Genomic DNA, 26,997 nt, shown 5'->3' with positions numbered 1-26,997 from the left:
CATGCTCTCATGACAGGAAGCCTTGTGCTTTAAAAAAATGCTTATTCGTAATGTTTTTGAGTTTCCAGTTTGAAAAAGCTAATATAGTATGTAATAGAGCGAAATGAGTTCATGGAGGAGAAACGATATGGCAGAATGGTACGAGCAAAGCTTTGGGGAAGATTATTTATTGGTATACAAGCATCGCGACTTTCAGGGAGCCTATCAGGAAGTGCAAAAAATGATCTCCTGGCTCAAATTACCGCAAGGCTCCAGCGTATTGGATTTATGCTGTGGGATGGGACGTCATTCGCTTGCGCTCGCAGATGCAGGTTATAAGGTGACAGGTGTGGACCTTTCCAATGTGCTACTGAGAGAGGCTCGTGCAGCTGATTCCGAAGGGCGGGTAAGTTGGCATCAAGGGGATATGAGAGAGGTGCCGCTGGATGAAAGTTATGACGCAGTGATGAATTTGTTCACCTCCTTCGGTTATTTTGAAAAGGATGAGGAGCAGCTTAAAGTATTAAAGGAAATTTATCGTCTATTGAAACCGGGAGGCCGTTTTATTATAGATTATTTGAACCCTTCCTACGTAGCTGCTCATTTGGTACCGCATTCGTCCCGGGAGGATGAAGGAAATTGGATTGAGGAGCACCGGGTCATTGAAGATGGATTTGTGAAAAAGCAAATTGCCATTCGGTCAGCCGCATCTGTGACGACTACAGAAGCAGCCTCAGAGCTGGGTACCACTCACGCTGACGCAGAACCCGTGCGTGTGTACTATGAGCGAGTAAAGCTATATCCGTATGAAAAGTTCCGTGATTTGCTAGAACAAGCCGGGCTATCCGTAGAGCAGGTGCACGGAAGTTATGATGAAGATCAATATATCGAAGATGCTTCGCCCCGAATGATTTTTGTCGGTGTGCGGGCTTGAAACAGAAGGGCGGATGGGAAGCCATGAAATTGCCAGAGCTTACGCCGTGTGAGCGAATAGACGGAGGCTTTCAGGTCAAAATATCCATGTCTTTTCCGCTGCGCTGGGTGAATAGCTATGTGATCAAGGGACAGCATGGTTTTACAATTGTAGACCCAGGTCCGCGCAATCTGGATACAGAGGCAGAATGGGCATTTGTGTTTCAACAGCTGGGTATGTCCTTTGGGGATATTTCGGACATTGTGGTGACGCATCATCACCCCGATCATTATGGATTGGCGGGGTGGATGCAGCAGCAAGGTCGGGCTCGCGTACATATGTCAGCTCGCAGCCATAAGGAAGCGATGATGATGTGGGACGCTCCAGAATTGACGACCGCTATGGAGAAACGACTGCCTAGCTTTTTTGTCCAGCATGGCTTTCCTTTGGAACAGGTATCAGCCTTGGAATCACATATGCAGCAGGCTTATTTGCAAGTGAATCCGCAGCCTGAGATTACCTTCATCTCTACCGGAATAGACGCTCGTCTGGAATTAGGCGGACAGTTCTGGCTGCCCGTTGAGACAGGAGGGCATGCGCCTGGGCATGTGTCCTTATATGAGCCGAATAGCGGCGTTATTCTGTGCGGTGACGCGGTGTTGCCGCAGATTTCTCCTAATATCAGTCTGCTGCCGGGCAGCGATGCCCAGCCGCTGAAGTCTTATATAGACGGCTTGCAGCGCCTAGGTGAGCTAGAGGTCGCCTGGGCATATCCCGGGCATCGCAATCCGTTTGGGTATTTTCGCGAACGGACACAAACATTGCTGGCGCATCATGAAGAACGGCTGGAGAAATTCTGGCAGCTGATCCAACCGGAAGGCAGCACAGCCTATGAGCTGTGCATTGCCGTGTTCGGCGACAAGCTGGGGATTCACCAGCTAAGGTTTGCCATGTCCGAGACGCTGGCCCATCTGGTGGAGCTGGTGCGCCGTGAACGGGCCTCTATGAGCGAGGAGAATCCCATCGCGAGCTTTCATTCCTTTTGCCGTCCATAATGGCGGAAAGTTAATGAATATAGCGATATGACAAAGCAACATGACAGAACAACATGACAAAGCGGCATGCATGCCGGGGAAGAGGCTTTTATGAATTTGCTGCTGCTGGGAGCTACCGGACGTGTGGGCCGTTTTATATTAGATTATGCGTTAACGGATGGTCATACCGTAACTGCCCTAGTTCGTTCACCGGACAAGTTGGAGGATTTCGCATCCCAATGCGGGACACAGCTGCAAATCGTACAGGGTGATGCCACCAACGCGAAGGATATAGCACAAGCGCTGAAGGGCGGGCCAGCAGTTGTGATCAGTGCGCTGAATACAGATGGAACCACCACCTTATCCGTTAGCACAGGTCTGCTGATTCGACTGATGCAGGAGCAGTCCATTCACCGGCTCATAACGGTAGGAACGGCAGGGATTTTGCAAAGCCGGACCGAACCGAGCCTGTATCGATACGAGTCCTCCGATACCCGGCGACGCAGCACCCGTGCGGCCGAGGAGCATCGGCGGGTGTACGAATTGCTGCGTGAATCGGCACTAGACTGGACAATCGTATGTCCGACCTATCTGCCAGATGGCGGACGTACAGGTGTATATCGCGTGGAAAAAGACTTTCTACCCGAAGACGGCTCACAAATTACCACTGCGGATACAGCTGATTTTACCTATCGTCAATGGAAGAGTTGCGGTTTTATCCGTACAAGGGTGGGCATTGCCTATTGATCGTGGAACGCAAAACATAGCTTTATTGATAAGCATCCAACCAGAGCGCAGTAAGTGTATCTACTTATGTTGCGCTCTTTTTTGTTTGACAAACATTCCGGGATTGAATACTATGGTTCTATAAGGAAACAGTGTTTCTGAGATAAGCAAAGGAAGTGCATTGAATGATGTCTGAGCCATCGCAACCTTATAGAACCTATTCTGAGGTGAAGTTACAGCAACAGCAATTGCTCCGTAAAAATGTGATTGATGCCGCATGCATCCTTCTTGTAGAAGAAGGGCCTGAGGCTGTGACTGTACGGCGAGTTGCACAGAAATTAAGCTGTTCCACCAAGATCATTTACAGTATTTTTGGCAGTAAGGATGGTCTTGCCAATGAGATGTATCTGGATGGATGCCGGCTATTGGCCGAAACCTTTCAACAAGTACCTGTTACCCAAAATGTACTCGCTGATCTGGAAGCATTATGCTGGGCATATTGGGAATTTGCGCGGCTTCATTCAGCCTATTACAAAATGATGTTTGGCGGGGCATTATCTGATTTTAAGCCAGATGAACAGAGTTTGGAGGGCACCACAACGGCATTATCGCGAATCCTGCAAACCGTCATACACGCTATGGAGCTGGGAGCACTGAAAGAGCAGGACCCGCTACTGGTTGTCCGAATGCTATGGTCAGCTTTACACGGGGTGATACATCTACAATTTGCAGGTCATTTTTTGACTGTGGACATGGCACAAGAGGTATATGCATTTACACTGAGGAATACGCTCGATGTATGTAAACCCTCGTCATCTCCAGCGTAAATATGAAGTGGCTGAGGTCGTCTTCGTGATGGCTTCAGTTCATTATATAGTAGTGGTAACAATGTTTCCGAAATAAAACGACGATACTATGGAGGTCATCATCATGTTTATGTATGCAAACAAAACAGCACTCATCACAGGGGCTTCATCCGGAATTGGTGAGGCGTTTGCCTATTCGCTCGCGGCTAAGAAATGTAATCTCATTTTGGTAGCGCGCAATGAAACCAAATTAAAAACACTGGCGAAAGAACTCTCCGCTAAATATAACGTAAAAGCTACGGTGATTGCGCTGGATTTATCCTCACCAGGAGCTCCTCAAACATTGCATCAAGAGGTTCAGTACCAACAACTCAAGGTAGATCTTCTGATTAACAACGCCGGTTTTGCCACCTACGGGTACTTTGAGCAGGTTTCAGGAGAAAGACAGCATGAGGAAGTGATGCTCAATGTGGCTGCTTTAGTCGATATCACACATGCATTTATGCCTGATTTATTGCGTAACCGGGATGGTGGACTCATCAATGTTTCATCCACCGCTGCATTTCAGCCTGATCCCTATATGGCCGTATATGGAGCAACCAAAGCATTCGTACTTTCGTTTAGCGAAGCGCTGTGGGCCGAAAATCGAAAACGGGGACTCAAAGTGCTCGCCCTCTGTCCAGGTGCAACCGAAACCTCATTTTTTGATGTAGTAGGCTCCAGTGAAGCCTCTGTGGGTTCCAGAGAAACACCCCAGACTGTCGTCCATAATGCCTTGAAAGCATTTGAAAAAGGGCGCAGTCATATGATATCTGGTCGACAAAACTATTGGGTAGCTCAAGTATCCCGATTTTTCTCTCGTCAATCCACACTTAACATTGTAGAACGTACGCTACGACCTCAAAATTGATTGCAATTCATGAATCAAGATAGCCTATCCTTAATCGTCACGATTATCACTCAATAAGCTGAAATTTTATACGCCGGGTCTGATTGCTTCCAGCTCAATTGAACTAGAAGCAATCAGGCCCGGCGTTCCTATTTACATAGATCAAGCGTTCAGATGCTATCCCAGATCTCGCGAATATAATAAAATCCCATCTCGCTTCTCCCAGCCGTTAGCTGACCAGAAGCGTTGACCTCCTATATTATGCTCCATCACAAACAGATGACATTTATCAATGCCTTCCTTGAGTAAAGCGGATAACGCTTTATCTACCAGTCTGGGCGCAATCCCATGACCACGATGTTCTGTGGCTACACCCAGATGATACAGAAATCCTCTGCGACTATCATGGCCTGCTAAAATCGTGCCTATGATGTTTCCAGCGTACTCACAGACAAAGCTAAGGCCTTCATTTCGCTGCAAAAATCGTGCAATCCGCTCCGGTGAGTCGGCCTCACTCAATCCTAACCCGTCTAAGCCATTCCATAGTGCAATAGCTTGATCATAATCGTCAGCCTGCATCGTACGGAATGTATATCCATCAGTTACGCTTGCCATGTCTCTAGTTCTCCTCTTACCCTTGTATATATCTATTGTACGCCAACGCATTGTTTGCAATTAGCGTGTCATTGTTTACCGTGTTGTATTCGGTGCGCTTTCTTCTCCAAGCTCCTGTTCGCGCTCTGCCTGCTTGCGATGGGCGATACGACTGCTGGCCGAGGCTGCGATTGCACCCACAATATCGTCCAAAAACGTATTAATCGGTCCAAGGCTTTTATCGTTCAGGCGTTCCAGCACACCCGGTTTGAGCTTATCGACATAACCGTAATTGGTAAATCCAATACTGCCGTACACATTAACGATGGAGAAGGCTAGAATTTCATCCACTCCGTATAATCCCTCGTCATGCTCAATCATATCCTGCAATGGGGGAAGAAGAGCACCCTGTTCCGCAAGAATATCTAGCTGGATGCCCGTAAGCACGGCATTTTGAACCTCGCGCTTCATCAACACCTTGTCCACATTCTCTATACATTCTTCCATCGTTAGGTTCGGGTAATATTTTTTCTGTAGAAGCATAACCAGTTCTGCAATTTCAGTCATACTTACACCACGCTTGTGCAGCCACTCACGGGTGGCATCGGCTACCTTTTTACTATTCAAGCTGTAAGGTACTTTTTTCTTGTCCATAAAGTTGAAGTTACCCTCCTCGTGTAGATCCTAATTTTCTACTGCAATTATGACCAGTGTGTCCAGTCTGCTAAAAAAATAGTTATTTTTTACGCGGGGCTCGTATACATATTAGTACAATCTGTACAAAATTGTTAGGGAGGAACTTCATTTATGAACCTAAAACACCCATGGCGTATGACCTCTGTAGCCGGGCTGTTATCCCTGCCCCTGTTGTTGTCCGGATGCAGCCTTTTCGGCAACGAAGCCGCGTCCATTGACCCTCCGCCGTCCACGACAGAGCAGTCCATGATTAAGGCTGTAACTGGAAAAGCACCTGCCACGACCGGGCAGTTGAGGGCTGTCTTTTTGCAAGATCATAACGGCTTGCTGGCCCCTGTATCTTTACCGATTGCTTTAGGCGATGTACAGGCAGATGCCAAGTCGGCGCTGGAAACACTGGTTGAGGGCGGGCCTTATGCCGGATTATTACCAGAAGGATTTAAAGGTGTACTGCCTCAGGGTACAGAAGTGAAAAGTGTGACAGTGGACAAGAATAACAAGCTGGCAGTTGTCGAATTTAACAAATCTTTCGCCAACTATAAGCCACAGGAAGAACGCAAATTAATGGAAAGCTTGACCTGGACCCTGACCGATCGTCCCGATATTAAGAGCGTACAGATTTGGGTGGATGGTAAAAAGCTGAACGAAATGCCTGTTGGCGGCACACCGCTCGACCATCCGCTGACGCGCGCAGTAGGGATTAATTTGGAGGTCGGTCATGGCGTGACCCCCCTGGATTCCAGTCCAGTCACCGTGTATTTCTCTTCATCTTCTCCTGCTGGGGTACAATATTATGTACCTGTAACACGACTGGTCAGTCCGGAAAAAGATCGTGTCCAGTCAGCTCTGCATCAATTAATTCAAGGGCCACAGACCAAGGATGGATTGCAGGAAGTGATGACAGGGGAGACGGCGCTGAAATCGGTAGAACGCTCCAAAGATAACGTCATTACGGTATCACTCTCGGATGATATGTTTGCCAAAGGAGAGGCCGTACCTGCTGAATTTTTGGAATCGGTCGTACTGACAGCGGCGGACAATTCGGATGATGCGGTCAAAACGAAGATTCGGATTGAACTGAATGGTGAGAAAAGCGTGATTGGACAAAATAATCAAAATTATGGAGAGCCTGTAGCCAAGCCGCAGCACATTAACGAAATTCCTCTTTAAGGACAGGGAATCGTCCTTGGGGTGCTTTTGCCTGCACACTTTGGTAAAATAAACATATAAGAACAGGTTGCATACGACGTAGGAGGAAAAAGCATGAGTAGATCTAACGGACGAAACGGTGATGAGCTGCGCCCGATGAAATTGACAGCAGGAGTAAATAAATACGCGGAGGGCTCTGTTTTTATAGAGGTTGGCGAGACGAAAGTCATCTGTACGGCTACAGTGGAAGAACGCGTTCCTCCCTTTATGAAGGGCCAAGGAAAAGGATGGGTGACCGCAGAATATTCCATGCTTCCACGCGCGACACATAGCCGTAATCAGCGTGAAGCTGCACGCGGCAAGCTGACAGGTCGTACTATGGAAATTCAGCGTCTGATCGGAAGAGCGTTGCGTTCGGTTGTTAATTTGCAGGCGCTTGGTGAACGGACGATTACGTTGGACTGTGACGTCATTCAGGCGGATGGCGGAACACGCACCACCTCCATTACCGGTTCTTTCGTAGCGTTGGCGATTGCAGTAAATAAAATTGCGATCCAGCACAAGTTGCCCGTTTTCCCTATTACGGATTTCCTGGCTTCTGTCAGCGTAGGGGTTGTTGGTGACAAGGCGCTGCTGGATCTGAATTATGAAGAGGATTCCAAGGCCAAGGTGGACATGAATCTCGTCATGACTGGCAGTGGAAAGTACGTTGAGCTGCAAGGTACAGGGGAAGAAAGCCCATTCGACCGTCAGGAATTGGATCAGCTGCTTAGCTTGGGCGAACAAGGGATTCTGCAAATGATTGAGCGCCAAAAAGAAGTGCTCGGACCGATTGCTGATAAGATTGGTGCTGGACGTACAGGAGCTGGGGCCTAATGCGACTGGATGGTCCGGTTGTCATTGTCGCTACGAAGAATAAAGGGAAGGTACGGGAATTTGCACATGCTTTTGCGCCGTTTGGCAAGGAAGTCAGAAGTATGTACGATTATCCCGACATTCCTGATGTCATTGAGGATGGCACAACCTTTGCCGAAAATGCGTTAAAAAAAGCCAAAGCGGTGGGAGATGTGCTCGGATTGCCTGTGCTGGCCGATGATTCCGGTCTGTGCGTGGACTTGCTGGATGGTGCGCCGGGCGTATATTCGGCTCGTTATGCTGGAGAAGGTGCCAGCGATCACGAAAACAATATCAAGCTACTCGACGTTCTGGAATCGAAGCAGCTTGGTGATGATACCGGACAGCCTTTGCTAAGCCCGGCTCAATTTGTCTGTACCTTGATTCTGTATAATCCACAGACTGGGGAGACGTTGGAATCGACGGGCTCCGTGGAGGGCTGGATTACGACTGAAACCGCGGGCAGCGGTGGGTTTGGGTATGATCCGCTGTTCTATTTGCCAGAGTTTGAAAAGACAATGGCAGAGCTGACGTTGGAACAAAAGCAAGCTATCAGTCATCGGGGCATAGCCCTGCGTAATTTAGCAACAAAGCTAGGGAATCCGCAGGCATAGTTTGGTAGCAGGGCGAATAATATACCTGTCATATACGAAAAAAAGGCTATCCGTCAGTCATAGGCTGCGGATAGCCTTTTTTGGTACTTTCTGTTCCACGTATCGTATGCATCAAGAAAGATGGGCGGTTGCCACCTCGTACTTTACGACTTAAGCAGTTAGCACATTTTATCGAATTGCCACCTTGTAGGTGCGCAGCCAATTATCCACTTGCGTCAAGTAAGCAAATAACTGCGGACCCGACATCAGCTGGCCAAACCAAGGTAGATTGGTGGATGCCTCCGGTGAGGCGGCAATATCCCGTACCTTTTGCGCATCGATCAGCTTGAGCAGTGGGGAAGAGGAATCGTCCAGCAGTTGCAGCGCCTGCTTTTTCACAGCGGCAAGATAGGAGGGATTATGCGTTTTGGGATACGGGCTTTTTTTGCGATACAGCACATCATCCGGCAATACACCCTCCAGCGCCTTGCGTAAAATACCTTTTTCACGTCCGCCTGTCATTTTGATGCTCCACGGAATGTTCCATACATATTGCACCAGCCGATGATCGCAATACGGCACCCGTACTTCGAGTCCCACCCCCATACTCATCCGATCCTTGCGATCCAGTAGGGTAGGCATAAAGCGGGTGATGTTCAAATAAGACATGACGCGCATTTGCGCAGCTTTTCCTGTTTCACCCGGTAGCTTTGGTACTTCTCCGACTGCTTCTGAGTAGCGGTCGTTCAAATACTCCAGCGGTTTGATCCAGTCCCGCACTTCTGGGGATAGCAGACTCGCTCTCATATCGGGAGCAACTGCCCACGGAAATGTGCCTGAGTTCAGCATATCCTCCCGATGGAACCATGGATATCCGCCAAACACTTCATCTGCTGCTTCACCAGAAATAGCAACCGTAGCGCCCTTTTTAATCTCCCGGCAAAAGAGATACAGTGACGAATCCACGTCCGCCATTCCGGGTAAATCCCGCGTTAGCGTGGAGTTGTTCAGAGCTGCTACAACTTCTGGTGTATCGAATTCAATCCAGTGATGATTTGTCCCTAATTCATCGACCATTCGCTGTATCCAGGGGGCATCAGCTCCGGGCTGAAACGCATGGGCTTTAAAATGCTTGTCGTTGTCCACATAATCGACCGAATACGTATGAACTTGTCCTTGCCCGGTACGTTTGTAATAATCGACAGCTAATGCGGACAGAGCGCTTGAATCCAGCCCACCAGACAATAAGGTACATACCGGTACATCCGAAATAAGCTGCCGCTCCACAGTATCCATCAACAGCTCTCGTACCTTGAGTGCCGTTTCTTCGGTGTTATCCTCATGCGCAATGCTTTCGAGCTTCCAGTAGGCTTGAATGCGTACGCCGTCACGGCTGTAGGTTAGGGTATGTCCGGGACGCAATTCCTTCATCGATGAATAGACGCCGTGTCCGGGAGTGCGTGCAGGCCCAATGATAAAAATTTCTGCCAGTCCCTCGGCGTCTACGGCGGCCTCAACGGCTGGATGCTGGAGCAGTGCTTTGGGTTCGGAGCCAAATACGAATACATCTTCGGTTTGGCTATAAAATAGCGGCTTCACTCCCAGTCGATCTCGTGCCAGAAATACCTGCTCCCGCTCACTATCCCAGACCGCAAACGCAAAGATGCCGTTCAACCGATCTACACAATCCGGGCCCCATTCGATATAGGATTCGAGCAGTACCTCTGTGTCACATTGTGTACGGAAAAAATGCCCGCGCTGTTGCAGCTCTTTTTTCAGCTCAGGCGCGTTATATATTTCCCCGTTATATACAATCGTATAAGTGATATCCTCAAGCTGCCGGATCATGGGCTGAGCGCCGTTTTCCGGGTCCATTACGCTTAGTCTTCGGTGTCCGAAGGCACACGGGTTGGATATCCAGGTACCCGCAGCATCCGGTCCGCGATCGGAGAGCGTTTGCGTCATATTTAGCAGTAACTCAGATTGATGCATCAAGTCTCCGTTCCACTGTATGAAACCTGTAATTCCGCACATGTCTATTCATCCTCTCTTTGTCGTGTTCATCCAGTGTTGGAATGAATCAAAAACTAAATCCCCAGTTCATCAGTATATATGCCGAAAAGAAGCATAAAATGTCTGTCCGTTCCGAAAACTACAGATGGGGCAACCCGTTTACTCGTGAGGAAGGAGGGAGACAATGTACTACATCAAGGATGCCAAAATACGCCGCTTCACTGAACTTGACGGAGTGCGCTGCGCTGAGGTAGAAGTGCGTCCCGGTGCCGCAGATGACCCGGAGCTGCTGGTTTATATCACAGCCACGAATCAGAAGGATGGTCAGCCTGACTATGACATGGTAAGGATCATCCGCAATGATGCCGATCTGGAGCTGGATTGGTACGACAATAATCTGCATTCGGCATTTGAGGAAGTGACCGACAAGGCTTTTACTGACTCTACGCACATTACCGCTGGTGAGGAACGGGAAAAATTCAAAAGGGAATTGCTTTCCTATGGGCAGCTTAGTACAGAGTTTGCCAAGGAGTTCGGGACATGAGAATATGGTGTACTATACCTCGGCTTTTGTTGATTTGGGCACCGGCGCCATCACCGGATCAGCGTGAAAGGAGGGGGAAATCATAGACGGCAAAGCGAAGTATAAGAAAAACAAAGGCAGCAGTTATATTCATAACAATGAGTTCGCGGAAGAAGTGCTGGAGAAAAACGTAAGACATGAAGTACGCAGAAGTCCTAAACGCTTTGGGAATAAATAAGCTACCAGTGAACTAAAGCAACTCATCAAAGTTGATCCCAAAGAAGCCTCCGTATTCGTCAGATTTGCGAATATGGGAGGCTTCTTTTAGAATTAGGCCGCTTCACGCAGCGTCATGATCCCTTTGTAGATGTTATAAACAAAAACGCCGAGATAGACCACTACAAATAGCAGTACAAACCCGATAACTGAACCTGCATGATTGGCAGTGATAATAAAATACACTAGCGGAATCGCCGCAATAATGGGGAAAATGTGCGATAAAATGGCTTTTTTCGCGTGTCCCTGAACATATTCATCCCGGACTGCGATCCACACAATGACCGGCACCAGAAAAGGTGCGAAAAAAATGCTGAAATAACAAAGTGAAGACAAAAGGCCTCTCACGGATCACCCCTCCTTTTTGGCATCGTTCTTTGTACATAATACCCCGTTAGCGTCCAAATGATTCCTTTTGCAGCCTGCTTTCCTGTATAATGAAAAAATGCTTTTGACAGTTGGTCAAAATGTGATATAATAATTAATGCACTGAATACATAAGGTTTTATTGATTGTCATCTTGTCCCAGTAGCTCAGCTGGATAGAGCAACGGCCTTCTAAGCCGTCGGTCGGGGGTTCGAATCCCTCCTGGGACGTAGCAAAATCTTCCTAATTCAATATTAGGAAGATTTTTTGTGTTCCAGTGGGATGAGAACCCCTTGGGGGGACGTCGGAGCTAAGCATCGTTAGCATAAACTTCGCAGTCTCGACCGTAGGGAGAGTATCCCTCCTGGGACGTATAGCAAAAGCTTCCTACATGTAGGAAGCTTTTTTGTATCCCGGCAGTATGATTGATTCTGTTTTTATACTGTCGCCTTCTCCTTATGAGCAAAGAATTGCGGCAAATGTTCTTTGTGTGCTTCCAGCAATTCATCCAGTACGGTTTGGGCGATATCCCCGCTTGGAACGAGCGGATTCAGGGTGAAGGCTTGCAGTGCTGTCGCATAGTCACCAGTGACCGCCGCTTCAATGGTCAGCTCTTCCATCGCCTTCATGACTTGCAGCAGTCCCCGCTGTGCTGGTGGGAATTTGCCAAAGTTTACAGGCTCTGCACCATGCGCGCGAATGACACTGGTTACTTCGATGGCGCTATCATAAGGGACATCATCAATCGCACCATTGTTACGTGTACTAACCACCATCAAAGTGCCTTTGTTGTTATAAATGGAATTAATGATTTCACAGGCAGCATCGCTGTAATGTGCACCGCCGCGTTTGGATAATTCCTCTGGTTTGTAATCCAGATTCGGGTCTTTGTACAATTCAAACAAACTTTCTTCCAGACGTTTGACGACTTGGCCCCGAGTTCCTTCGTTTTTGGCCTCCTCTAATTCTTCCTTGAGCATGTTGTCGGTCATGTAGTAATACCGATGGTAAGGACAAGGCAGCATTTTCAATTGACGAACCTGATCATACAGGAAGCGCATGTTCTTAATATTTTCAACAACCTTCTCCGGTTTTGCACCAGGTGCGTACAATCCTTCGATGACTTGCTCTGTTAATTCTTCTCCGGTTTTGTCATAAACTTTGTGCCAATGAAGGTGGTTAATTCCTGCAAATTTAAAGAACAGCTCTTCTTCCGATTTGTCCAGTACAGCCGATGCACTCTTGATCGCGCCGATTGGAACATTACATAATCCGATGACTTTATCCCACTTACCATAACGAAGTACCGCTTCGGTGACCATACCCGCAGGGTTGGTGAAGTTAATCAACCATGCATTCGGACACAGTTCTTTCATATCTTCAACGATACTGAGGATAACGGGGATGGTACGAAAAGCTTTGAACATCCCGCCAGCCCCATTAGTTTCTTGACCGATCATGCCGTGTTTTAACGGAATACTTTCGTCCTTAATCCGGGCTTCCAGCAAGCCTACCCGAAATTGTGTTGTGACAAAATCGGCACCCTTCAAGGCTTCCCGACGATCCAGTGTCAAATGTACTTCACAATCAATGCCTGCGGCCTTCACCATCCGTTGGGCCATGGCCCCCACGATCTCCAGCTTTTCGCGTCCTGCCTCAATATCTACCAGCCATAATTCCCGAATGGGAAGCTCTGCATAGCGTTTGATAAAGCCTTCTACTAATTCTGGTGTATAGCTGGAGCCTCCGCCAATGGTTGCGATCTTTATGCCTTTTTTCATGGTTAGTGCCTCCTGAGTATGTTTTTTAAAACCGCTTTCTTAAGCTCAAATTCACTGTAATCCCTGTAATGCATTACAGGTCAAGCGCTTTTAAAAAACTTATTTGGGGAAGGTGACAATTGTAGGGACGGGACCACGAACATGCTAAACACGAACATGCTAAAATAGAAAGAACGAGGTGAGAAATGTGGCAAATATTCATGAAATTGCAAAGCTGGCGGGCGTATCCTCGGCAACGGTGTCCCGTGTCATTAATAACCATCCGTACGTAAGTGAACCGACAAGGCAGCGTGTACAGGAGGTCATAGACCGACTGGATTATGTACCTAATTTGAATGCGGTTTCATTAAAAAAGGGCATGACCAAGCTCATAGGAATTATTTCAATTTCTTTTAATGATTCATTGGGTTCATTTGTGCGTGGATTTACAACCTATGCTCAGGAGCATGGTTTTAATATGGCACTATTTATTACGAATGGAGAGAAGGAGCGGGAGCTTGAAGCACTGGAAATGCTGCGGAGAAAGCAACTGGACGCCTTGGTCTGTATGATTCGCGTCAATGAATGGAGCGTGATTGAACACTATACCAAATATGGTCCAATTGTGACGTGGCAGCGTGTAAACATTGATGCAATCCCGTCTGTATTTATGGATCAGTATCAGGGGTACATGCTTGCGCTGGAGCATCTGTATGCCAGAGGCTACCGCAGCATTGTGAATGTATACGGGAATATGAGGGGACTGAATACGAAGGAGCGCATACGGGCTTATCATGATTTTTGCAAAAAATATGATTTGAACGCTGATGCCTTCCCGCATTTTTATGATTTAAATTCAATGGAAGCGGGTGAACAAATTGCTCACTGGTGGAGCGAACAGCCCAATAAGCCTGATGCCTTCGCTTGTTCTACCGATTATTTGGCTGCAGGGCTTTTGACTGAAGCACGTAGGCTCGGTGTTTCTGTACCAAATGATGTTGCAGTGGTGGGCTTTGATAACATCGAAATTTCGCATTTGCTTGATTTAACCACCATTCATTACCCGATTGACAAACAAGCGGAAAATGCATTCATCATGATTCGAAATGCCCTTGAGGGGGTTCATGAAGAATTACATCCTTTGGAATTCAAATTAGTAGAGCGAGCGACCACCTAATATCCTGGTTATTCTTTTTCGTTGTGGTTATCGGTGTGCTATTCAGGGATTAGTAAATAAAAAAAGGGACTCCATAATAGAATAAATTCCAGAGGAGTCCTTCTTTGCACGTACTCTAATTCATCGGTCTCTCATAATTCCATTACGAAATTAACGTCAGAATAAATGCACAGTTCGTAAGTAGAATTAATTATTTAAAATAGGTATTTCCTCAAGCAGATTTTTCAAGTTAATGGAATCCCACGGCATATGTTCGGTTATACCTAACCCAACTACATCAGTTTCTTCAGATAGTTCTTTAATCAGATGAAGTAGTTGAGGTATTTGCATGGTTCCCGCAGGAGAAAGATTATAGGGAGCTTCAGGGTTGGCGAATAATAAAGAACGAAATGCTTTTGGATCAAGTACATCTAAATCAAGGTGAATCGCCAGGTGCTTGATACCGCTTTCTTTAATCCACTCTTTTATTGATTCGGTACTGGTCGTTAACTCTTGGGTCCCAGCAGTTCGAATCCCTAATCTTTGAATTACTTCAGTATCTGTTTCTGTAGTGGTAACACCTAACCTTTGAAATGTCTCTGAAAATGCTTTTGTTTCTTCTTCTGTAGGAGCTGATAATCCAGCGATAAAGACATTTTCAGGTTTAAGAGGAATTTTCACATGTTTTGCGAACTCCTCATCTCCTTCTCCCAAAAGGTTACCAAGCGGTAATGTATGTCCGTTATCATAGCCTACATATCTAACTAAATCACTGTGAGCATCAATCCAAATTAATCCTAATTCTCCGCCGTATCGTTCGTTTAAATAGGCAAATGGGGCTTGCTCGACTAAGCAGTCACCACCAAACATTACTATGCGATCTGGCTTATGAGCGTCAATGATATGTTGAGCAGCCTCTAATTGTTCAAGTAGCTGTTTTCTCCCATACATACCGTTCTCGTTGACAAGTGGAGTTCCATCATAAGCTTGAACTGGAACTTGAATAAGGGGTTGAGCATTGTCTGGGGCTAGCCAGGCCAGCAGTTCGGCGCCAAAAGAGTAGTTAGGATTGTTTCCTCCTTGCCACTGCGGCATTAACAGGCGTATTGTTTTAGTCATATTTTCTCTCCTTTACTTCAAATTACGGTTAGTATAAACTGAACGCAAATAAAAACGTAGTACGCACTAATTTGATAGGTACTACCCGAAAGGATAGTGTGAATATGAGTATGGCTGAATTTAAAGGTAAAGTTAAAAACATTCAAGATACACCTTTTGGTTATACAGTGTCAGTTATTGGTGGTAAATGGAAAATGGTTATTATTTATCTTCTGGCCGAAAACCAAGTGGTTCGCTTTAATGATATGAAAAGACAAATCGGAGCTATTACTTATAAAACATTGAGTTCACAGCTAAAAGAATTGGAAGCGGATGGTCTGGTGAATCGGAAAGAGTACCCCCAAGTTCCACCTAAAGTTGAGTACAGTCTTACAGAAAAAGCGGAAACACTATTGCCTGTTTTGGAAGGGTTATGTGAATGGGGAACCAAAAATCAATATAATTAAGTTTCGTTTTTTAATTGCTTTAGAATGTTATACGAATATTAGAAAAGACGATTGACATATATTTATAGTTAATCATGTATTCAACGAGCTCAAGTGCACTGGGGGTAGGAACGCTTAAAAATCAGTATCATTTGGGGGATGTGATATTTTGACTATGGCAATTATTTTATTTGTAGCGAATATTCTACTTATTCTTGTTTCAATCGTTGGTATTGTTCTGTTCATGGGGATATTGTACAGGGGGTACATTTTGCTAGGATTACTTATTGCTGAGAAAAAGAACACAAGAATTCAAGCTGTAAAAGATTAAATTTATGACAATACAGAGCCTCATCTCTACTTTATTAGTGTAAATGAGGCTCTTGCGTGAACTATTAAAGGCACTTTATAGTTTTGGAGACATCCCCGGATGGTTGATGCTTAGCACTACCTTTTTCTTTAGTTCCTCTGCAGCAGCTCGAATCTGTTTTGCCTGCGTCACAGCCGAAATCACCGCTACACCATCGGCACCCGCACTTACCACTTCCTCCACACGGTCTATCGTAATGCCACCGATCCCGACGATGGGCAGATCAATTCCCGCTTTGCGCATCTCATGCAAAATGGCTGGACCCTGCACCGCATGAGCATCATCCTTTGAGATGGTGGGATAGATGGGGCCGACGCCGAGGTAGTCCGCACCTTGCAGAATGGCTCGACGAGCTTCCTCAATCGTATGGGCGGAGACGCCAAGGATTCGGTTTCCGATCCGCGTACGCACAGAATCAGCCGATTCATCGTCCTGACCGATATGGACGCCGTCGGCATTGAGCTCAAGAGCCAGCTCCACATCGTCATTGACGATAAAGGGGATACCAGCATGGTGGCACAGATCTTGTAGCTGACGCGCAAGTTCGAGCATAGGAACCCCTGTTAACGCGCTACGGCCCTTTTCCCGGAACTGGATCATGGTGGTACCGCCAGCAAGAGCCTCCTGCACGACCCGACTTGGTTCCGCGAGGCAGTTCACGCTTCCAACAACCAGATACATCTGTAAATGCCGCCGCATGATCTCAGGTAATATTCGGCCGCTCATTGGAGTATCTCCTGACGACGGCGGTAGGCCCAATGATTGGTTGGACCGTGTCCCTGGCCCAGATACAACGTATCTTCAATCGCCGCCTGAATGAAGGCTCTTCCATTCAAAATAGCTTCCGGTACAGACACGCCTTTCCCTAATTCAGCGGTAATCGCTGCTGAGAACGTACATCCTGTTCCGTGTGTGTGGACAGTTCGCACCCGCTTGCCGCCCAGCTCGGTGAAGGCTGTTCCGTCAAAGAGCAGGTCAACAACTTGACCGCTGTTTTCGCTCTCCTCATCATGGCCACCTTTGATCACAACGAACTTGGGTCCTAGGCTGCTAATATGTCTCGCAGCTTCGCGGCGATCCTTCATCGTACGAATGCTTATCCCGGTTAAGGCTTCCGCTTCCGGGATATTTGGTGTGACGACCAGGGCCAAGGGGAGCAGGTCGTCGTTCAAAGCCTGCACCGCTTCCGGTTGCAACAGCTTTGCGCCCCCTTTGGCAATCATTACAGGATCGACGACAACCTTTTCCCAGCCGAACTTTCGAATCTGCTCGGCCACAAGGCGAATGATGCCCGCGTCAAACAGCATGCCAGTCTTCAGGGCATCGACTCCAAGATCTGATCCTACAGCTTCGATTTGCTGCGCTGTTGCTTCCTGTGGCAACGGATATACACCGTGAACTCCCAAGGTATTTTGTACCGTAATGGCTGTAATAGCCGACATGCCGTATACGCCAAGCTCCTGAAAGGTTTTGAGATCGGCTTGAATTCCAGCTCCGCCGCCGCTGTCTGAACCGGCAATCGTCAGCGCTCTCGGTACATGCACGTCTCTCATCGCGCACCACCTGTTGTACTTGTTCCAGCTTCACGGATCGTGACATGCCCCTCCAGGGAACCAGTATGTAGTTTGGCAAGCTCGTCGAGAAAGGCTATCTGGAAGCTGCCTGGCCCCAGTTTTGCGGTATGTGCTGCGGCTCGGGAAGCTGCTGCACCGTAAAATGCCAAACCTGCTGTACCTGCGAGCAGCAGGTTGGGTTCAATTGCTGCAAACGCACCCAACACAGAGGTCAGCAGGCAGCCTGTTCCGGTTACCTTCGTAAGCAGCGCGTCTCCGCCACTAATCAATCGTACTTCGACCCCATCGGTGATGACGTCCTCTTTTCCAGTGATGACAACCATGGTATGGAGCGTTTGTGCAGCCCGAACTGCCAGATCGACATTACTGCTGTCAGCACTGTTGCCTGCATCTACCCCTTTAATCTCTCGGACTTCTCCGATTAGATGGGCGACTTCGGCTGCATTGCCTCGCACTAGTGAGATTTTTACTTCTTTTAGGATCCGCAGTGCTGACTCGGTTCTAAAGCTCGTCGCTCCCGCACCAACCGGATCCAGCAGAACTGGAACACCATGAGCATTCGCTGATTGTCCAGCAATGATCATGGCATCTACCAGCTCGCGGTTCAGCGTACCGATATTTAACACGACGGCGCCCGCTATTTTTGCCATATCTGCTACTTCCTCGGGTGCATAAGCCATCACCGGGGAAGCGCCCAGCGCATACAGGCCGTTGGCTGTAAAGTTGGTGACCACCACATTGGTTATATTATGAACGAGGGGGTTGCTATTTTGTACCTTTGTCAGGAGATCCGAATAACTTTGTTCCCATATACTCATCATGTTTATCCTCTCTCATCTCTACTGATTATTCCAAGACCGTAGCGCGCATCTGGACGGGCCATTGTTCCTGCTTATAAGCCATATCCCAGAACATATATTCCAGCTGGCAGCTTAGCATAAAATGCTCAATCATCCGAGCTTGCTCGGCAGCCGTGGCGACATTCGCCCAAGCATCCACACGCTCGCGATATTTGGATGTTACATCTTCAATCTGGTTTCCATAGAAACAAATCCATTCATAGAATGGATGAGACTCGTCCGGTCTTACCTCATCCATTAGCCTGCGCCCAATCTCAAGATATGTCCATGGACATGGCAGCAGCACGGCCATGATTTCTCCAAGACTACCTTCATGTGCGACTGTCAGCATATGGCGGATATAATGATGAGCGGACGGAGCGAGTGGATATCCCTGCATCTCTTCATAGGTGACACCTGCGATAGCACAAAAGTTTTGATGCGGATGAACCTCGCTGTTGAGAATAAAAGAGATCTGTTCGTTAAATACAGCCATATCCTCCCGGCTTGTGCTTTTGGAGATCGCGATGCCGTAAATCCGCATGTAGGCGTTCAAATATTCAAAGTCTTGTTTTACATAGTGAATCAGCTGCTCCCTTGTTAAATTTCCTTCAGCAATACCTCTCACAAAGGGATGCTCATAAATGGCTTGAAAAATGCCATCCGCCTGCCGACGAAGTTCTTGCGAAAAACTCATTTCCCCACCTCCAATAAAAATGGAGAACAAGAAGTCCCGTAAGATACAATTCTCGGAACAACACCAAAAAGCCGCCCCGAAAACTGGAGCGACTTCAACATAGGTTCAATGCGCAAAACACCTGAAACCTTATATACGAAGGCTCCACTTTCCTACGCTAGTACGAACTAGATCAGGTTCAAAGGGTCCAAGATTCATTCTTGTCTCAGCCATAGTGGCTCCCCTAGTGGACTTTCCTATTCTTTTGACTAATACTGTACATTCGTTCCTAGGTTATGTCAAACTGCTTTGATTCCGGTCAAGGATTAATGAGGGTGCTGGATTACACTTTCCACGGCTTTGACCCTTACATATTCCGGTTTCCACATCGCATCCCGAATGGCTTGTTCAATATCTGAAATGTGTGCCTGAGCTACCTGATCCTGAATTGCAGCTTTCGCTACCGCAACCGCAACCGCGAACGAAACATCACGTAATTTTCGGATATGGGGCAGCAGTGCACCGCCAAGTTCATTCGAATCTACGGCGTTGGCAACGGCATCAGCTGCTGCGGTAAACATAGAAGGGGTAATTCTTTTGGCCTTGACCACAATTGCGCCCAGACCTAGCCCCGGGAAGACAAAGGCATTATTCGCCTGTCCAATTTCAAACTTCGTACCGTTATAGGTGACGGGGTCGAAGGGACTTCCAGTAGCAATCAATGCTTTGCCATCAGTCCACCGTATCAAATCTTCAGGTACCGCTTCAGCAAGGTTGGTAGGATTAGACATGGGCATAATGATCGGCCGTTCCACATGCTTTGCCATTTCCTTGATAATCTCCTCAGAAAAGGCACCCGCTACACCGGAAGTTCCAATCAAGATTGTGGGTTTTACCTGACGAATGACCTCCAGCAACGGTATTTTATCATCTTCCGATCGGGCCCATGAGCTGATTTCTTCCTTTTTACGCACATATGGTTTCTGATAATCCAGTACATCTTCCATATCGTCTGTTAATAGTCCACGATAATCATAGGCCCAAAATGCCTTGAATGAATCTTCTTCAGGAAGCCCGTCCTCGATCATTGCACCCCGTATTTGGTCGGCGTTACCGATTCCTGCTGCCCCTGGACCAAAGACAAGTATTTTTTGTTCACGTAGCGGAGTTTTGGTGACACCTACCGCCGAAACAATCGCAGCTAATGTCACTGCTCCTGTGCCCTGGATATCATCATTGAAGGTGAGAATGTTTTGACCGTACTTCCCTATAATGTGTCGTGCGTTCACGCTACCCACATCCTCCCAATGCAAAAGCGCCTTCGGGAATTGTGTTAACGTTTTGCTGATAAAGGTATCAATAAATTGATTATAGGCTTCCCCGCGAACTCGTTTATGGCGGTTTCCGATGTACAGGGGATCATTCAGCAGCTTCTCGTTATTCGTGCCGACATCCAGTACAATGGGCAGCACCCGCCCGGGGTGAATGCCTGCCGCAGCTGTATATACAGCGAGTTTGCCAATAGCAATGTTAATTCCCCCGACACCCCAGTCACCAATCCCCAAAATACTTTCCGAATCCGTCACGACGATCAGGTCAACATCCTCACTACTCAAACCGGTATTATAAAACGCCTGTCCAATACCGTTCGGATTATCTATCGATAAATATACGCCCCCAGGGCGGTTGTACTCATGGCTGTATTCTTGAATGGCGGTTCCTACAGTCGGTGTGTAGACTACGGGCAGCATTTCACTCAAATGGTCGGTTAGCAGTCGATAGTAGAGTACGATATTTCGATTGTGAAGGTCGTTAAGTGAGGCATTTTTACGCAGCATGGTGGGTTGTGCCAAGAATTGCTGATATGCCCGAACGCTCTGTTTCTCCAATGAAAGGACAGTGGGAGGAAGAATTCCTTCCAGGCCCAGTTCTTTGCGTTCTTCTTCTGTAAATGCCACTCCTATGTTCAAAAGAGGGTTTGCTAGCACGTCCTTTCCTCGTAAGGGAGTAGATAATGACCCATCACGATTGACATGGAATGCTTCCATAAAAAGACCTTCTTTCCCTGTATTTTGATAATTATTCATGATGAAAGATGACATGTTGTCCATAGTATGGACATGCAAATTGGTTTTATTCTTCTATTTATCTATGACAAAAAGACCTTATATATATATCTTCTTATTAATCCTATAGAACTAATTTTAATTTCGGATTCATCTTGTAATTCGCATGTTTATAGTCCTAATGAATCAGGTCCAAATACTCTGTTTTTATCAAATATGAAAATAGATTTTTCTTCTCTTAAATGTTTATATATCAAGGGATGTGAGCTATTTTGTTAAGAAAATATGAAGTATTTGGACATTAATTTAATCTTGCTAAGCAAACATTTTTAATTCTTTTTCAACAAAATAGAATTATTCGGAGGAAAAGGAGAGGTTTGTGTGCAGGGACCTATAGCCATTTTTAGCGATAACAACAGGGCTATTGATTATCCCAATGTGATTTGTTTTTACCAATATATACAGTGCGAGGACACGGAGACCGCTTCAGTCTACGAGGATGCATGTTGCTGCCTGATTGATTATAGGGAGCCGGGGCAAGCCGTGCGGAAAGCTAATCAGATCCGTAGCCAATTTCCGCAAATGCCATTGCTATTGGTGACGGATGTAACCTTTCCGTTCAGTGATCAGCATATGGTGCAAATTATCGGAGTAGGCCGATTGCGTCTGCTATTTTGGCAAGCCAATGATACCGAAGAAATCATTTCTGAAATACAAAGCTTGCTCTATCCCGAGTATTCGACCAAAAGCCAACATGTTGCATTCATCTTATCTGTATATAACGAAGAGAAACGTTTTGTTCATGTCAAAACCTTTGCTGAGCGACTGCAAACCTTTATCCGCAGCCATATTATAGAGGGTTCGATTTATCTCATTGATGATGGTAGTCACGATGGCACGAATGCCTTGATTAAAGCGCTGGAGGCGGCAACGGACTTGTCCGTAAACCGGATTAACCAGAACCTGAGTCCGCTGCTTCAAACGAGGGAATTGGGACGCAATACGCGCAAGGCAGGGACGTATCTCGAAGGAATGCGGACCATCGGTGCGGATTACTACGTATTTGTGGACGCGGACGATTCCTTTTTTATTGAGGACATTGCCAGAATGATTAATGTTGTTCAGCAGGGCTACTATGATGTTGTGATTGGAACCAAAGATATGACCGCCGAGAATCGCTCTTTATTGCGATCTATCGTCAGCTTTGGCAAAAGGGTCGTTTCTCGCCCCTTTTTACCAACAGGTGTGGTAGATTCCCAGACGGGTCTTAAAGTGATGAGTTCGGTTGCCGTGAAGCGGATGTTTCCACATTTGAAGGAACAACTCGGACTGGCGCTGGATCTGGAGATGATGTTTATTGCCAAGCGACTTCAGCTCCGTGTGCTGCAATTACCCGTCAAATGCATTGACCGAGATGGCTCGCACATTCATGTCTGGAAAGATTCCATTCGTTTTTTGCGCTCTATCATTGAGATTTGGCGACTGGATCGGCGGGTGAGATAACCACGTGAACAACCGACTGCGTTCGTTGATGTTTCCCCTCTTTAATGTGCTGCTTAACGGATTTAATTTTTTCTTCCACATTGCAGCGAGCTGGTATCTTACCGGACAAGCCTATGGTCAGGCGAACGCGCTGCTGGCCCTCTTTGCACTGCTGTCCGTTTTGGGCTTATCCATCCAGCTATTAACCGCCAAGCTGGTATCCAAGGGTGACAAGAAGCTTCCGCTACGCAGCTTACCGCTCGGTTCTCTATTACTAAAAGCACCTCTAGTGCTAACTGTGCTTGCCATGATCATTTTACTTTCCGTTTATCCGTTGCTGCGCTCGCTATTGGGTGTTGAGTCTGGCCCGCTGTTCATGCTGTATGCCTTGATCGGATTGCATATTCTCGTGAGTTCATGTCGCGGAGATTTACAGGGTAGGGAACGCATGCTAGCGCTCAATGTGAATTATTACACTGAGGTATTAGGGAAACTGAGCCTGTTTTTTGTCCTGGCCGCACTAGGTTTAAAGCTGGAAGCGCTACTGTTGGCAAGTTGCGGAGGAATGTTGCTGTCGCTGCTTCACGGCTGGATCGTTTCGGCTCGTGGCTTATCCTTATCTACACACAGTGGAGAACGTATCCCTTCTGGGTTATGGAAGTCGCTAGGTCAGGATTTTACCGATAGCCTTATGACGAATTTATTCATTCTATTTTGTATCTCCATCGACATGTTGTATGTACAGCATTACTTTCCCGAGCAAGCCAGCAGCTATGCCATTGCGCTGAAGTACAGCCAATTGGTCTATTACGTTTCCTACAGCCTGATCGCGGCCTTTATTCCCAAGATCGGTGCGCAGGGGCATGACCACCAGGCTTTGGGCAAGTTAATTGCCATCTATGCTGGGTTAATGGCTGTTGCTGCGCTGTGTGTATATGTGGGCACGACCTTTGTGTTCCCAACGTCTATTCCCATATTATTCGGAGCTTCTTACCAGTCAGCTGAGGTCTATATTCCATGGGGGGGGTGGGTGTACTGGCTATTTTCCATCGTGATGTTTTTTGTGCATGTGCACGTATTAGTGGGCAGACGCAAATTTATATTTAGTCTGGTAGCAGGAGCAGCTGTTTTAGTAGCAGCCTTTCATATGTCTCACACAGACCCAGTAGATTTTTTGCTGTCAGAGTTCATTGTTTATGGGGCAATGTCTCTCTATTTTGTGATAGATGCCTATATATATTTATTCAAAATAAAGATAAGGGGGGATTCACCCCATGAATACCATACTTGAACAGAACGGTAAAACCGTCGTTCTATTGCTTTCCTGGCGTGACATTCGTTCTCCGAAAAGCGGGGGAGCAGAAATTTTCACCCATGAAATGCTAAAACGCACACAGCAAGGCCGTTTTCAGTTCATTCATTTCTCACCCCAATTTGAGGGGATGCCTGAGCATGAAGTCATTGACGGTATTACGTATATTCGAAAAGGAAACATATACAGTGTTATTTATTATGCGATGCGCTATTACCGTCTTCATCGGCAGCAGATTGACTATGTAATTAATCAGGCGAATACGCATCAGTTCTTTACCCGATTTTGGGTGGAGGCATCCAAGCGGATCTTTTTCATACACCAGCTAACAAGGGAAATATGGTATGAAAATGCTCGATTTCCGCTAAATATGATTGGATTTCATATGGAGCCCCTGATGCTTAAGCTGGCTCGGAAGGATCGGACGCTCACCGTATCCCCGTCTACCCGGTATGATCTGCTAAAGCTGGGCTTTCACCCGGATCGTGTTCACCTTTTACCGGAAGGCATTGAGTTTGATCATTGGCCGCGTGAACAATTTTTAATGAAGGAGTCTAACCCGACCTTTATGTATGCCGGACGCTTCGTTAAATATAAAGGCATTGATCTGGTCGTTGAAGCCTTTGGGCAGCTCAAGGAAAAGTTCCCCCAGGCTATGTTATGGATTGCTGGAAAAACCGATAAAACCTATGTGACAGAACAATTATTACCGATTATAGAGCGGTATGAATTGACATACGGAGAACCGGATGAACAAGGACAATCCCAAGCCGATATTACCTTTTACGGATTTGTTTCAGCAGAGCATAAGCTGGAGCTGATGAGTCGTGCCCATGCGCTTGTGTTTCCCTCCCTGCGTGAAGGCTGGGGGTTAACGATTACGGAAGCGGCAGCCGTTGGAACACCCAGTATTGTCAGCAATTCACCCGGTCTGGTGGATGCGACGGATTTCGGAAAAAGCGGATATTTATGCTTTCACGGCGATATTCGGGGATTATCTGAACAAATGGAAAGAGCAGCAAAGGGTGGCGAAGATTACATGGCCATCCGTGAGCGAGCGTATCAATATGCGCTAAGATTCCATTTTGATCATACAGCTGCCGCGTTTGAGCAGTTGATGGAGAATTGGGCAGAGGAGGCGGAACAGAGTGGACAAAGTGGTCATTCTCTTCTCCACGTACAACAATGAACGTACGATAGAGCCTTGTTTGCGAAGCTGTTTAGGGCAAAATTACAAGGATCTGCATATTGTAGTTGCTGATGATGGCTCCAATGACCGGACGGTTGAGACGATTCGTATGCTGTCAGCAGGAAGTTCGGTACCCGTAACGATACTAGAGCTTCCTCATGGAGAGCGGGGAGTTGCGAGGGTCAGGGCGGTTGAAGAAGCGAAACACTTGGGGGCTGAATACATATTTGTATTGGATTCCGATATGATTTTAGCCGAACATCTGATTCAGCAGAGCATCGACTTTTTTGACAATCATCAAGATATTGGCGCCTTGGTTGTTCCAGAGGAGGCATATTCGGAAGCAAATAATTTTTTTTCCAAAGTGAAAGTTTTCGAGCGGAATGTCATTAACAACGCGGGAGAGACCTTGGGAAAACGCTCCATTGAAGCAGCACGCTTCTGGCGAATGAGCGCTTACGAATCGACAGGCGGATTCAATGCGGAGCAGATTGCTTTTGAAGAAATACAGCCGACCTTGCGCTATATAGAGTCTGGCGGAGTCATTCGCCGGGCGGTTTTTACACGGGTATATCATGACGAAAAACAGGTATATCTGCAGGATGTATTACGTAAAAAAGCCTACTACTTCTCGGTAATGGATCGTACAATGTCATCTGAAGAGGGCGGATTGCGAAAGACGCTGGAACGTTGGTACTTCTTCCGTCCGGTGTTGTATACATGGGGGAATGTGAAAAACTACATCCGCCATCCGCTGCTGACGGCGGGGATGTTGTGGATGTATACCTGCCTGACTGTGATTGGGGTAGCCGCCATGTTAAAGGGCGGCACCCGTCACTCAGGCGATCTCGCTAAGGCGGATAAGGCGTAACGATGAATGACCGAGGGTCAGCGTATCCAGCGAGTACAAGTCGGGATCGGAAGATTCCGGCTCCTCATACGGTATATATAATGAATGCGGAGTTAACTGAATACCTTCACCGTCAGGATGACGCAGTGAGCAGCCGACAGGATACAGCTCAGCAAGTGCAATGTGTACGGCAGTTACGATATCTTGATCATTCAGCAGTACATACGGTCGGTACGGAGCATTCAAAATGCTGTTTATAAATACCGATAGGTCAGATGCGACGTTCTGGTTTGCATACAGGTTATTTCGATTGAGCCTAGCCTGATCAAGCGCCTCATACAGTATCTTTTTTAGCGTATCATCATCCAGCTCGAGCGGTTTCGTTAGAAAACGGAACACGCCGACTTGATTAATTGCCGATAAAATAGACTGCGTATGCAGGTGACCAGATAAAATGATGCGTACGATATGCGGATAATCCTTCTTAATCATACGAAGGAACGTAATTCCGTCCAAACCAGGCATAAGCAGATCAGAAACGACTACATCAATCGGATACTTTTCTAGCACTTGCAGGGCTTCTTTAGGCGTGTGAGCGGTATGTAAGGTGAATGTTTCTTGCATCAATGTCCGTTCAAGCAGGGACAGAACCATTGGACTGTCGTCAACAAATAGAATGTTTTGGGATGTCATAAGGACTGCGCAACTCCAATCAGGAAGTAAGAAAT

The 26,997-nt window shown here is 46.9% G+C and carries 27 protein-coding genes, 1 tRNA gene and 1 riboswitch; of the genes, 16 read left to right on the top strand and 12 right to left on the bottom strand.

Going from position 1 to position 26,997, the window contains the following annotated elements:
• Positions 1-127: 127 nt before the first annotated feature.
• From KSP24_RS12950 to KSP24_RS12930, 5 genes are all read left to right on the top strand, one after another.
• A complete protein-coding gene (locus KSP24_RS12950; protein ID WP_058710318.1) occupies positions 128-913 on the top strand; it encodes a class I SAM-dependent methyltransferase in 786 nt (261 codons plus the stop codon).
• A 23-nt stretch (positions 914-936) separates the two neighbouring features.
• Positions 937-1,947: an MBL fold metallo-hydrolase gene (locus KSP24_RS12945; protein ID WP_216975286.1), complete on the top strand. Its 1,011-nt coding sequence runs from the start codon at positions 937-939 to the stop codon at positions 1,945-1,947.
• A 90-nt stretch (positions 1,948-2,037) separates the two neighbouring features.
• Positions 2,038-2,673, top strand: a complete 636-nt coding sequence (locus KSP24_RS12940; protein ID WP_216975285.1) for an NAD(P)-dependent oxidoreductase — start codon at positions 2,038-2,040, stop codon at positions 2,671-2,673.
• Positions 2,674-2,840: 167 nt separating this feature from the next.
• Complete coding sequence (locus tag KSP24_RS12935; protein WP_043886140.1) at positions 2,841-3,479, top strand: TetR/AcrR family transcriptional regulator; 639 nt, start codon at positions 2,841-2,843, stop codon at positions 3,477-3,479.
• 103 nt (positions 3,480-3,582) lie between these two features.
• A complete protein-coding gene (locus tag KSP24_RS12930; RefSeq protein ID WP_216975284.1) occupies positions 3,583-4,368 on the top strand; it encodes an SDR family NAD(P)-dependent oxidoreductase in 786 nt (261 codons plus the stop codon).
• A 156-nt stretch (positions 4,369-4,524) separates the two neighbouring features.
• Here KSP24_RS12930 and KSP24_RS12925 read toward each other — a convergent pair whose 3' ends face one another.
• Both KSP24_RS12925 and KSP24_RS12920 read right to left on the bottom strand, forming a co-directional pair.
• Positions 4,525-4,962, bottom strand: coding sequence for a GNAT family N-acetyltransferase (locus KSP24_RS12925; protein WP_019688451.1), 438 nt, complete (start codon positions 4,960-4,962; stop codon positions 4,525-4,527).
• Between the two features lie 75 nt (positions 4,963-5,037).
• Positions 5,038-5,595, bottom strand: coding sequence for a phosphatidylglycerophosphatase A family protein (locus tag KSP24_RS12920; RefSeq protein WP_025678754.1), 558 nt, complete (start codon positions 5,593-5,595; stop codon positions 5,038-5,040).
• A 153-nt stretch (positions 5,596-5,748) separates the two neighbouring features.
• Here KSP24_RS12920 and KSP24_RS12915 point away from each other — a divergent pair, with 153 nt between their 5' ends.
• From KSP24_RS12915 to KSP24_RS12905, 3 genes are all read left to right on the top strand, one after another.
• Complete coding sequence (locus KSP24_RS12915; protein WP_216975283.1) at positions 5,749-6,807, top strand: GerMN domain-containing protein; 1,059 nt, start codon at positions 5,749-5,751, stop codon at positions 6,805-6,807.
• 93 nt (positions 6,808-6,900) lie between these two features.
• Complete coding sequence (rph, locus tag KSP24_RS12910) at positions 6,901-7,662, top strand: ribonuclease PH (protein WP_013372747.1); 762 nt, start codon at positions 6,901-6,903, stop codon at positions 7,660-7,662.
• On the top strand, positions 7,662-8,294 hold the full coding sequence (locus KSP24_RS12905) for an XTP/dITP diphosphatase (protein ID WP_216975282.1): 633 nt from the start codon (positions 7,662-7,664) through the stop codon (positions 8,292-8,294). Before rph ends, KSP24_RS12905 begins: the two co-directional genes overlap by 1 nt.
• Before the next feature lie 168 nt (positions 8,295-8,462).
• On the opposite strand, the gene asnB is transcribed toward KSP24_RS12905, so the two are convergent.
• On the bottom strand, positions 8,463-10,307 hold the full coding sequence (gene asnB, locus KSP24_RS12900; RefSeq protein ID WP_025678748.1) for an asparagine synthase (glutamine-hydrolyzing): 1,845 nt from the start codon (positions 10,305-10,307) through the stop codon (positions 8,463-8,465).
• Between the two features lie 163 nt (positions 10,308-10,470).
• On the opposite strand from asnB, the gene KSP24_RS12895 reads away from it, so the two are divergent.
• Positions 10,471-10,830, top strand: a complete 360-nt coding sequence (locus KSP24_RS12895) for a hypothetical protein (protein ID WP_013372744.1) — start codon at positions 10,471-10,473, stop codon at positions 10,828-10,830.
• A gap of 309 nt (positions 10,831-11,139) precedes the next feature.
• On the opposite strand, the gene KSP24_RS12890 is transcribed toward KSP24_RS12895, so the two are convergent.
• Entirely contained in the window at positions 11,140-11,433 is a 294-nt protein-coding gene (locus tag KSP24_RS12890) for a magnetosome magnetite crystal formation protein family (RefSeq protein WP_016324668.1), read from the bottom strand.
• Between the two features lie 174 nt (positions 11,434-11,607).
• Between KSP24_RS12890 and KSP24_RS12885 the strand changes: the two genes are divergently transcribed.
• Positions 11,608-11,681, top strand: a tRNA-Arg gene (locus tag KSP24_RS12885).
• Between the two features lie 207 nt (positions 11,682-11,888).
• Here the strand turns inward: KSP24_RS12885 and KSP24_RS12880 are convergent.
• Positions 11,889-13,232, bottom strand: a complete 1,344-nt coding sequence (locus KSP24_RS12880; RefSeq protein ID WP_058710324.1) for a 6-phospho-beta-glucosidase — start codon at positions 13,230-13,232, stop codon at positions 11,889-11,891.
• A gap of 187 nt (positions 13,233-13,419) precedes the next feature.
• Here KSP24_RS12880 and KSP24_RS12875 point away from each other — a divergent pair, with 187 nt between their 5' ends.
• A complete protein-coding gene (locus tag KSP24_RS12875; protein WP_216975281.1) occupies positions 13,420-14,388 on the top strand; it encodes a LacI family DNA-binding transcriptional regulator in 969 nt (322 codons plus the stop codon).
• A 186-nt stretch (positions 14,389-14,574) separates the two neighbouring features.
• On the opposite strand, the gene KSP24_RS12870 is transcribed toward KSP24_RS12875, so the two are convergent.
• A complete protein-coding gene (locus KSP24_RS12870; RefSeq protein ID WP_216975280.1) occupies positions 14,575-15,486 on the bottom strand; it encodes an arginase family protein in 912 nt (303 codons plus the stop codon).
• Positions 15,487-15,590: 104 nt separating this feature from the next.
• Here KSP24_RS12870 and KSP24_RS12865 point away from each other — a divergent pair, with 104 nt between their 5' ends.
• On the top strand, positions 15,591-15,932 hold the full coding sequence (locus KSP24_RS12865) for a winged helix-turn-helix transcriptional regulator (RefSeq protein ID WP_193191184.1): 342 nt from the start codon (positions 15,591-15,593) through the stop codon (positions 15,930-15,932).
• Positions 15,933-16,317: 385 nt separating this feature from the next.
• On the opposite strand, the gene thiE is transcribed toward KSP24_RS12865, so the two are convergent.
• The 5 genes from thiE to KSP24_RS12840 form a co-directional block, all read right to left on the bottom strand.
• Positions 16,318-17,007 (bottom strand): thiamine phosphate synthase, encoded by a 690-nt coding sequence (gene thiE / locus KSP24_RS12860; RefSeq protein WP_216975279.1) that lies wholly within the window; start codon positions 17,005-17,007, stop codon positions 16,318-16,320.
• Positions 17,004-17,834 carry a bifunctional hydroxymethylpyrimidine kinase/phosphomethylpyrimidine kinase gene (gene thiD, locus KSP24_RS12855; protein WP_058830493.1) on the bottom strand — a complete coding sequence of 277 codons (831 nt, stop codon included), beginning with the start codon at positions 17,832-17,834 and terminating at the stop codon, positions 17,004-17,006. The genes thiE and thiD overlap by 4 nt, the downstream gene beginning before the upstream one ends.
• Positions 17,831-18,676, bottom strand: a complete 846-nt coding sequence (thiM, locus tag KSP24_RS12850; RefSeq protein ID WP_013372734.1) for a hydroxyethylthiazole kinase — start codon at positions 18,674-18,676, stop codon at positions 17,831-17,833. Before thiM ends, thiD begins: the two co-directional genes overlap by 4 nt.
• Before the next feature lie 25 nt (positions 18,677-18,701).
• On the bottom strand, positions 18,702-19,391 hold the full coding sequence (tenA, locus tag KSP24_RS12845; protein WP_216975278.1) for a thiaminase II: 690 nt from the start codon (positions 19,389-19,391) through the stop codon (positions 18,702-18,704).
• 132 nt (positions 19,392-19,523) lie between these two features.
• A riboswitch (TPP riboswitch) is annotated at positions 19,524-19,626 on the bottom strand.
• A gap of 70 nt (positions 19,627-19,696) precedes the next feature.
• Positions 19,697-21,418: an NAD-dependent malic enzyme gene (locus KSP24_RS12840; protein WP_216975277.1), complete on the bottom strand. Its 1,722-nt coding sequence runs from the start codon at positions 21,416-21,418 to the stop codon at positions 19,697-19,699.
• Between the two features lie 399 nt (positions 21,419-21,817).
• Here KSP24_RS12840 and KSP24_RS12835 point away from each other — a divergent pair, with 399 nt between their 5' ends.
• The 4 genes from KSP24_RS12835 to KSP24_RS12820 are packed head-to-tail and all read left to right on the top strand — an operon-like array spanning position 21,818 to position 26,290.
• Complete coding sequence (locus KSP24_RS12835) at positions 21,818-22,939, top strand: glycosyltransferase (protein ID WP_013372731.1); 1,122 nt, start codon at positions 21,818-21,820, stop codon at positions 22,937-22,939.
• Between the two features lie 4 nt (positions 22,940-22,943).
• A complete protein-coding gene (locus KSP24_RS12830; protein WP_216975276.1) occupies positions 22,944-24,209 on the top strand; it encodes a polysaccharide biosynthesis protein in 1,266 nt (421 codons plus the stop codon).
• The gene (locus tag KSP24_RS12825; protein ID WP_013372729.1) at positions 24,193-25,419 is read left to right on the top strand and encodes a glycosyltransferase family 4 protein; all 1,227 of its coding nucleotides are present in this window, start codon (positions 24,193-24,195) and stop codon (positions 25,417-25,419) included. Before KSP24_RS12830 ends, KSP24_RS12825 begins: the two co-directional genes overlap by 17 nt.
• Positions 25,379-26,290, top strand: a complete 912-nt coding sequence (locus KSP24_RS12820; protein WP_216975275.1) for a glycosyltransferase family A protein — start codon at positions 25,379-25,381, stop codon at positions 26,288-26,290. The genes KSP24_RS12825 and KSP24_RS12820 overlap by 41 nt, the downstream gene beginning before the upstream one ends.
• Here the strand turns inward: KSP24_RS12820 and KSP24_RS12815 are convergent.
• The gene (locus KSP24_RS12815) at positions 26,258-26,962 is read right to left on the bottom strand and encodes a response regulator (RefSeq protein WP_216975274.1); all 705 of its coding nucleotides are present in this window, start codon (positions 26,960-26,962) and stop codon (positions 26,258-26,260) included. The genes KSP24_RS12820 and KSP24_RS12815 overlap by 33 nt on opposite strands.
• Positions 26,963-26,997 lie beyond the last annotated feature (35 nt).

It is taken from the genome of Paenibacillus sp. AK121 (genome assembly GCF_019042715.1).
Classification (GTDB): domain Bacteria; phylum Bacillota; class Bacilli; order Paenibacillales; family Paenibacillaceae; genus Paenibacillus; species Paenibacillus polymyxa_C.
The sequence above is the reverse complement of the archived record's forward strand: the minus strand, read 5'-3'. Positions and strand labels throughout refer to the sequence as shown.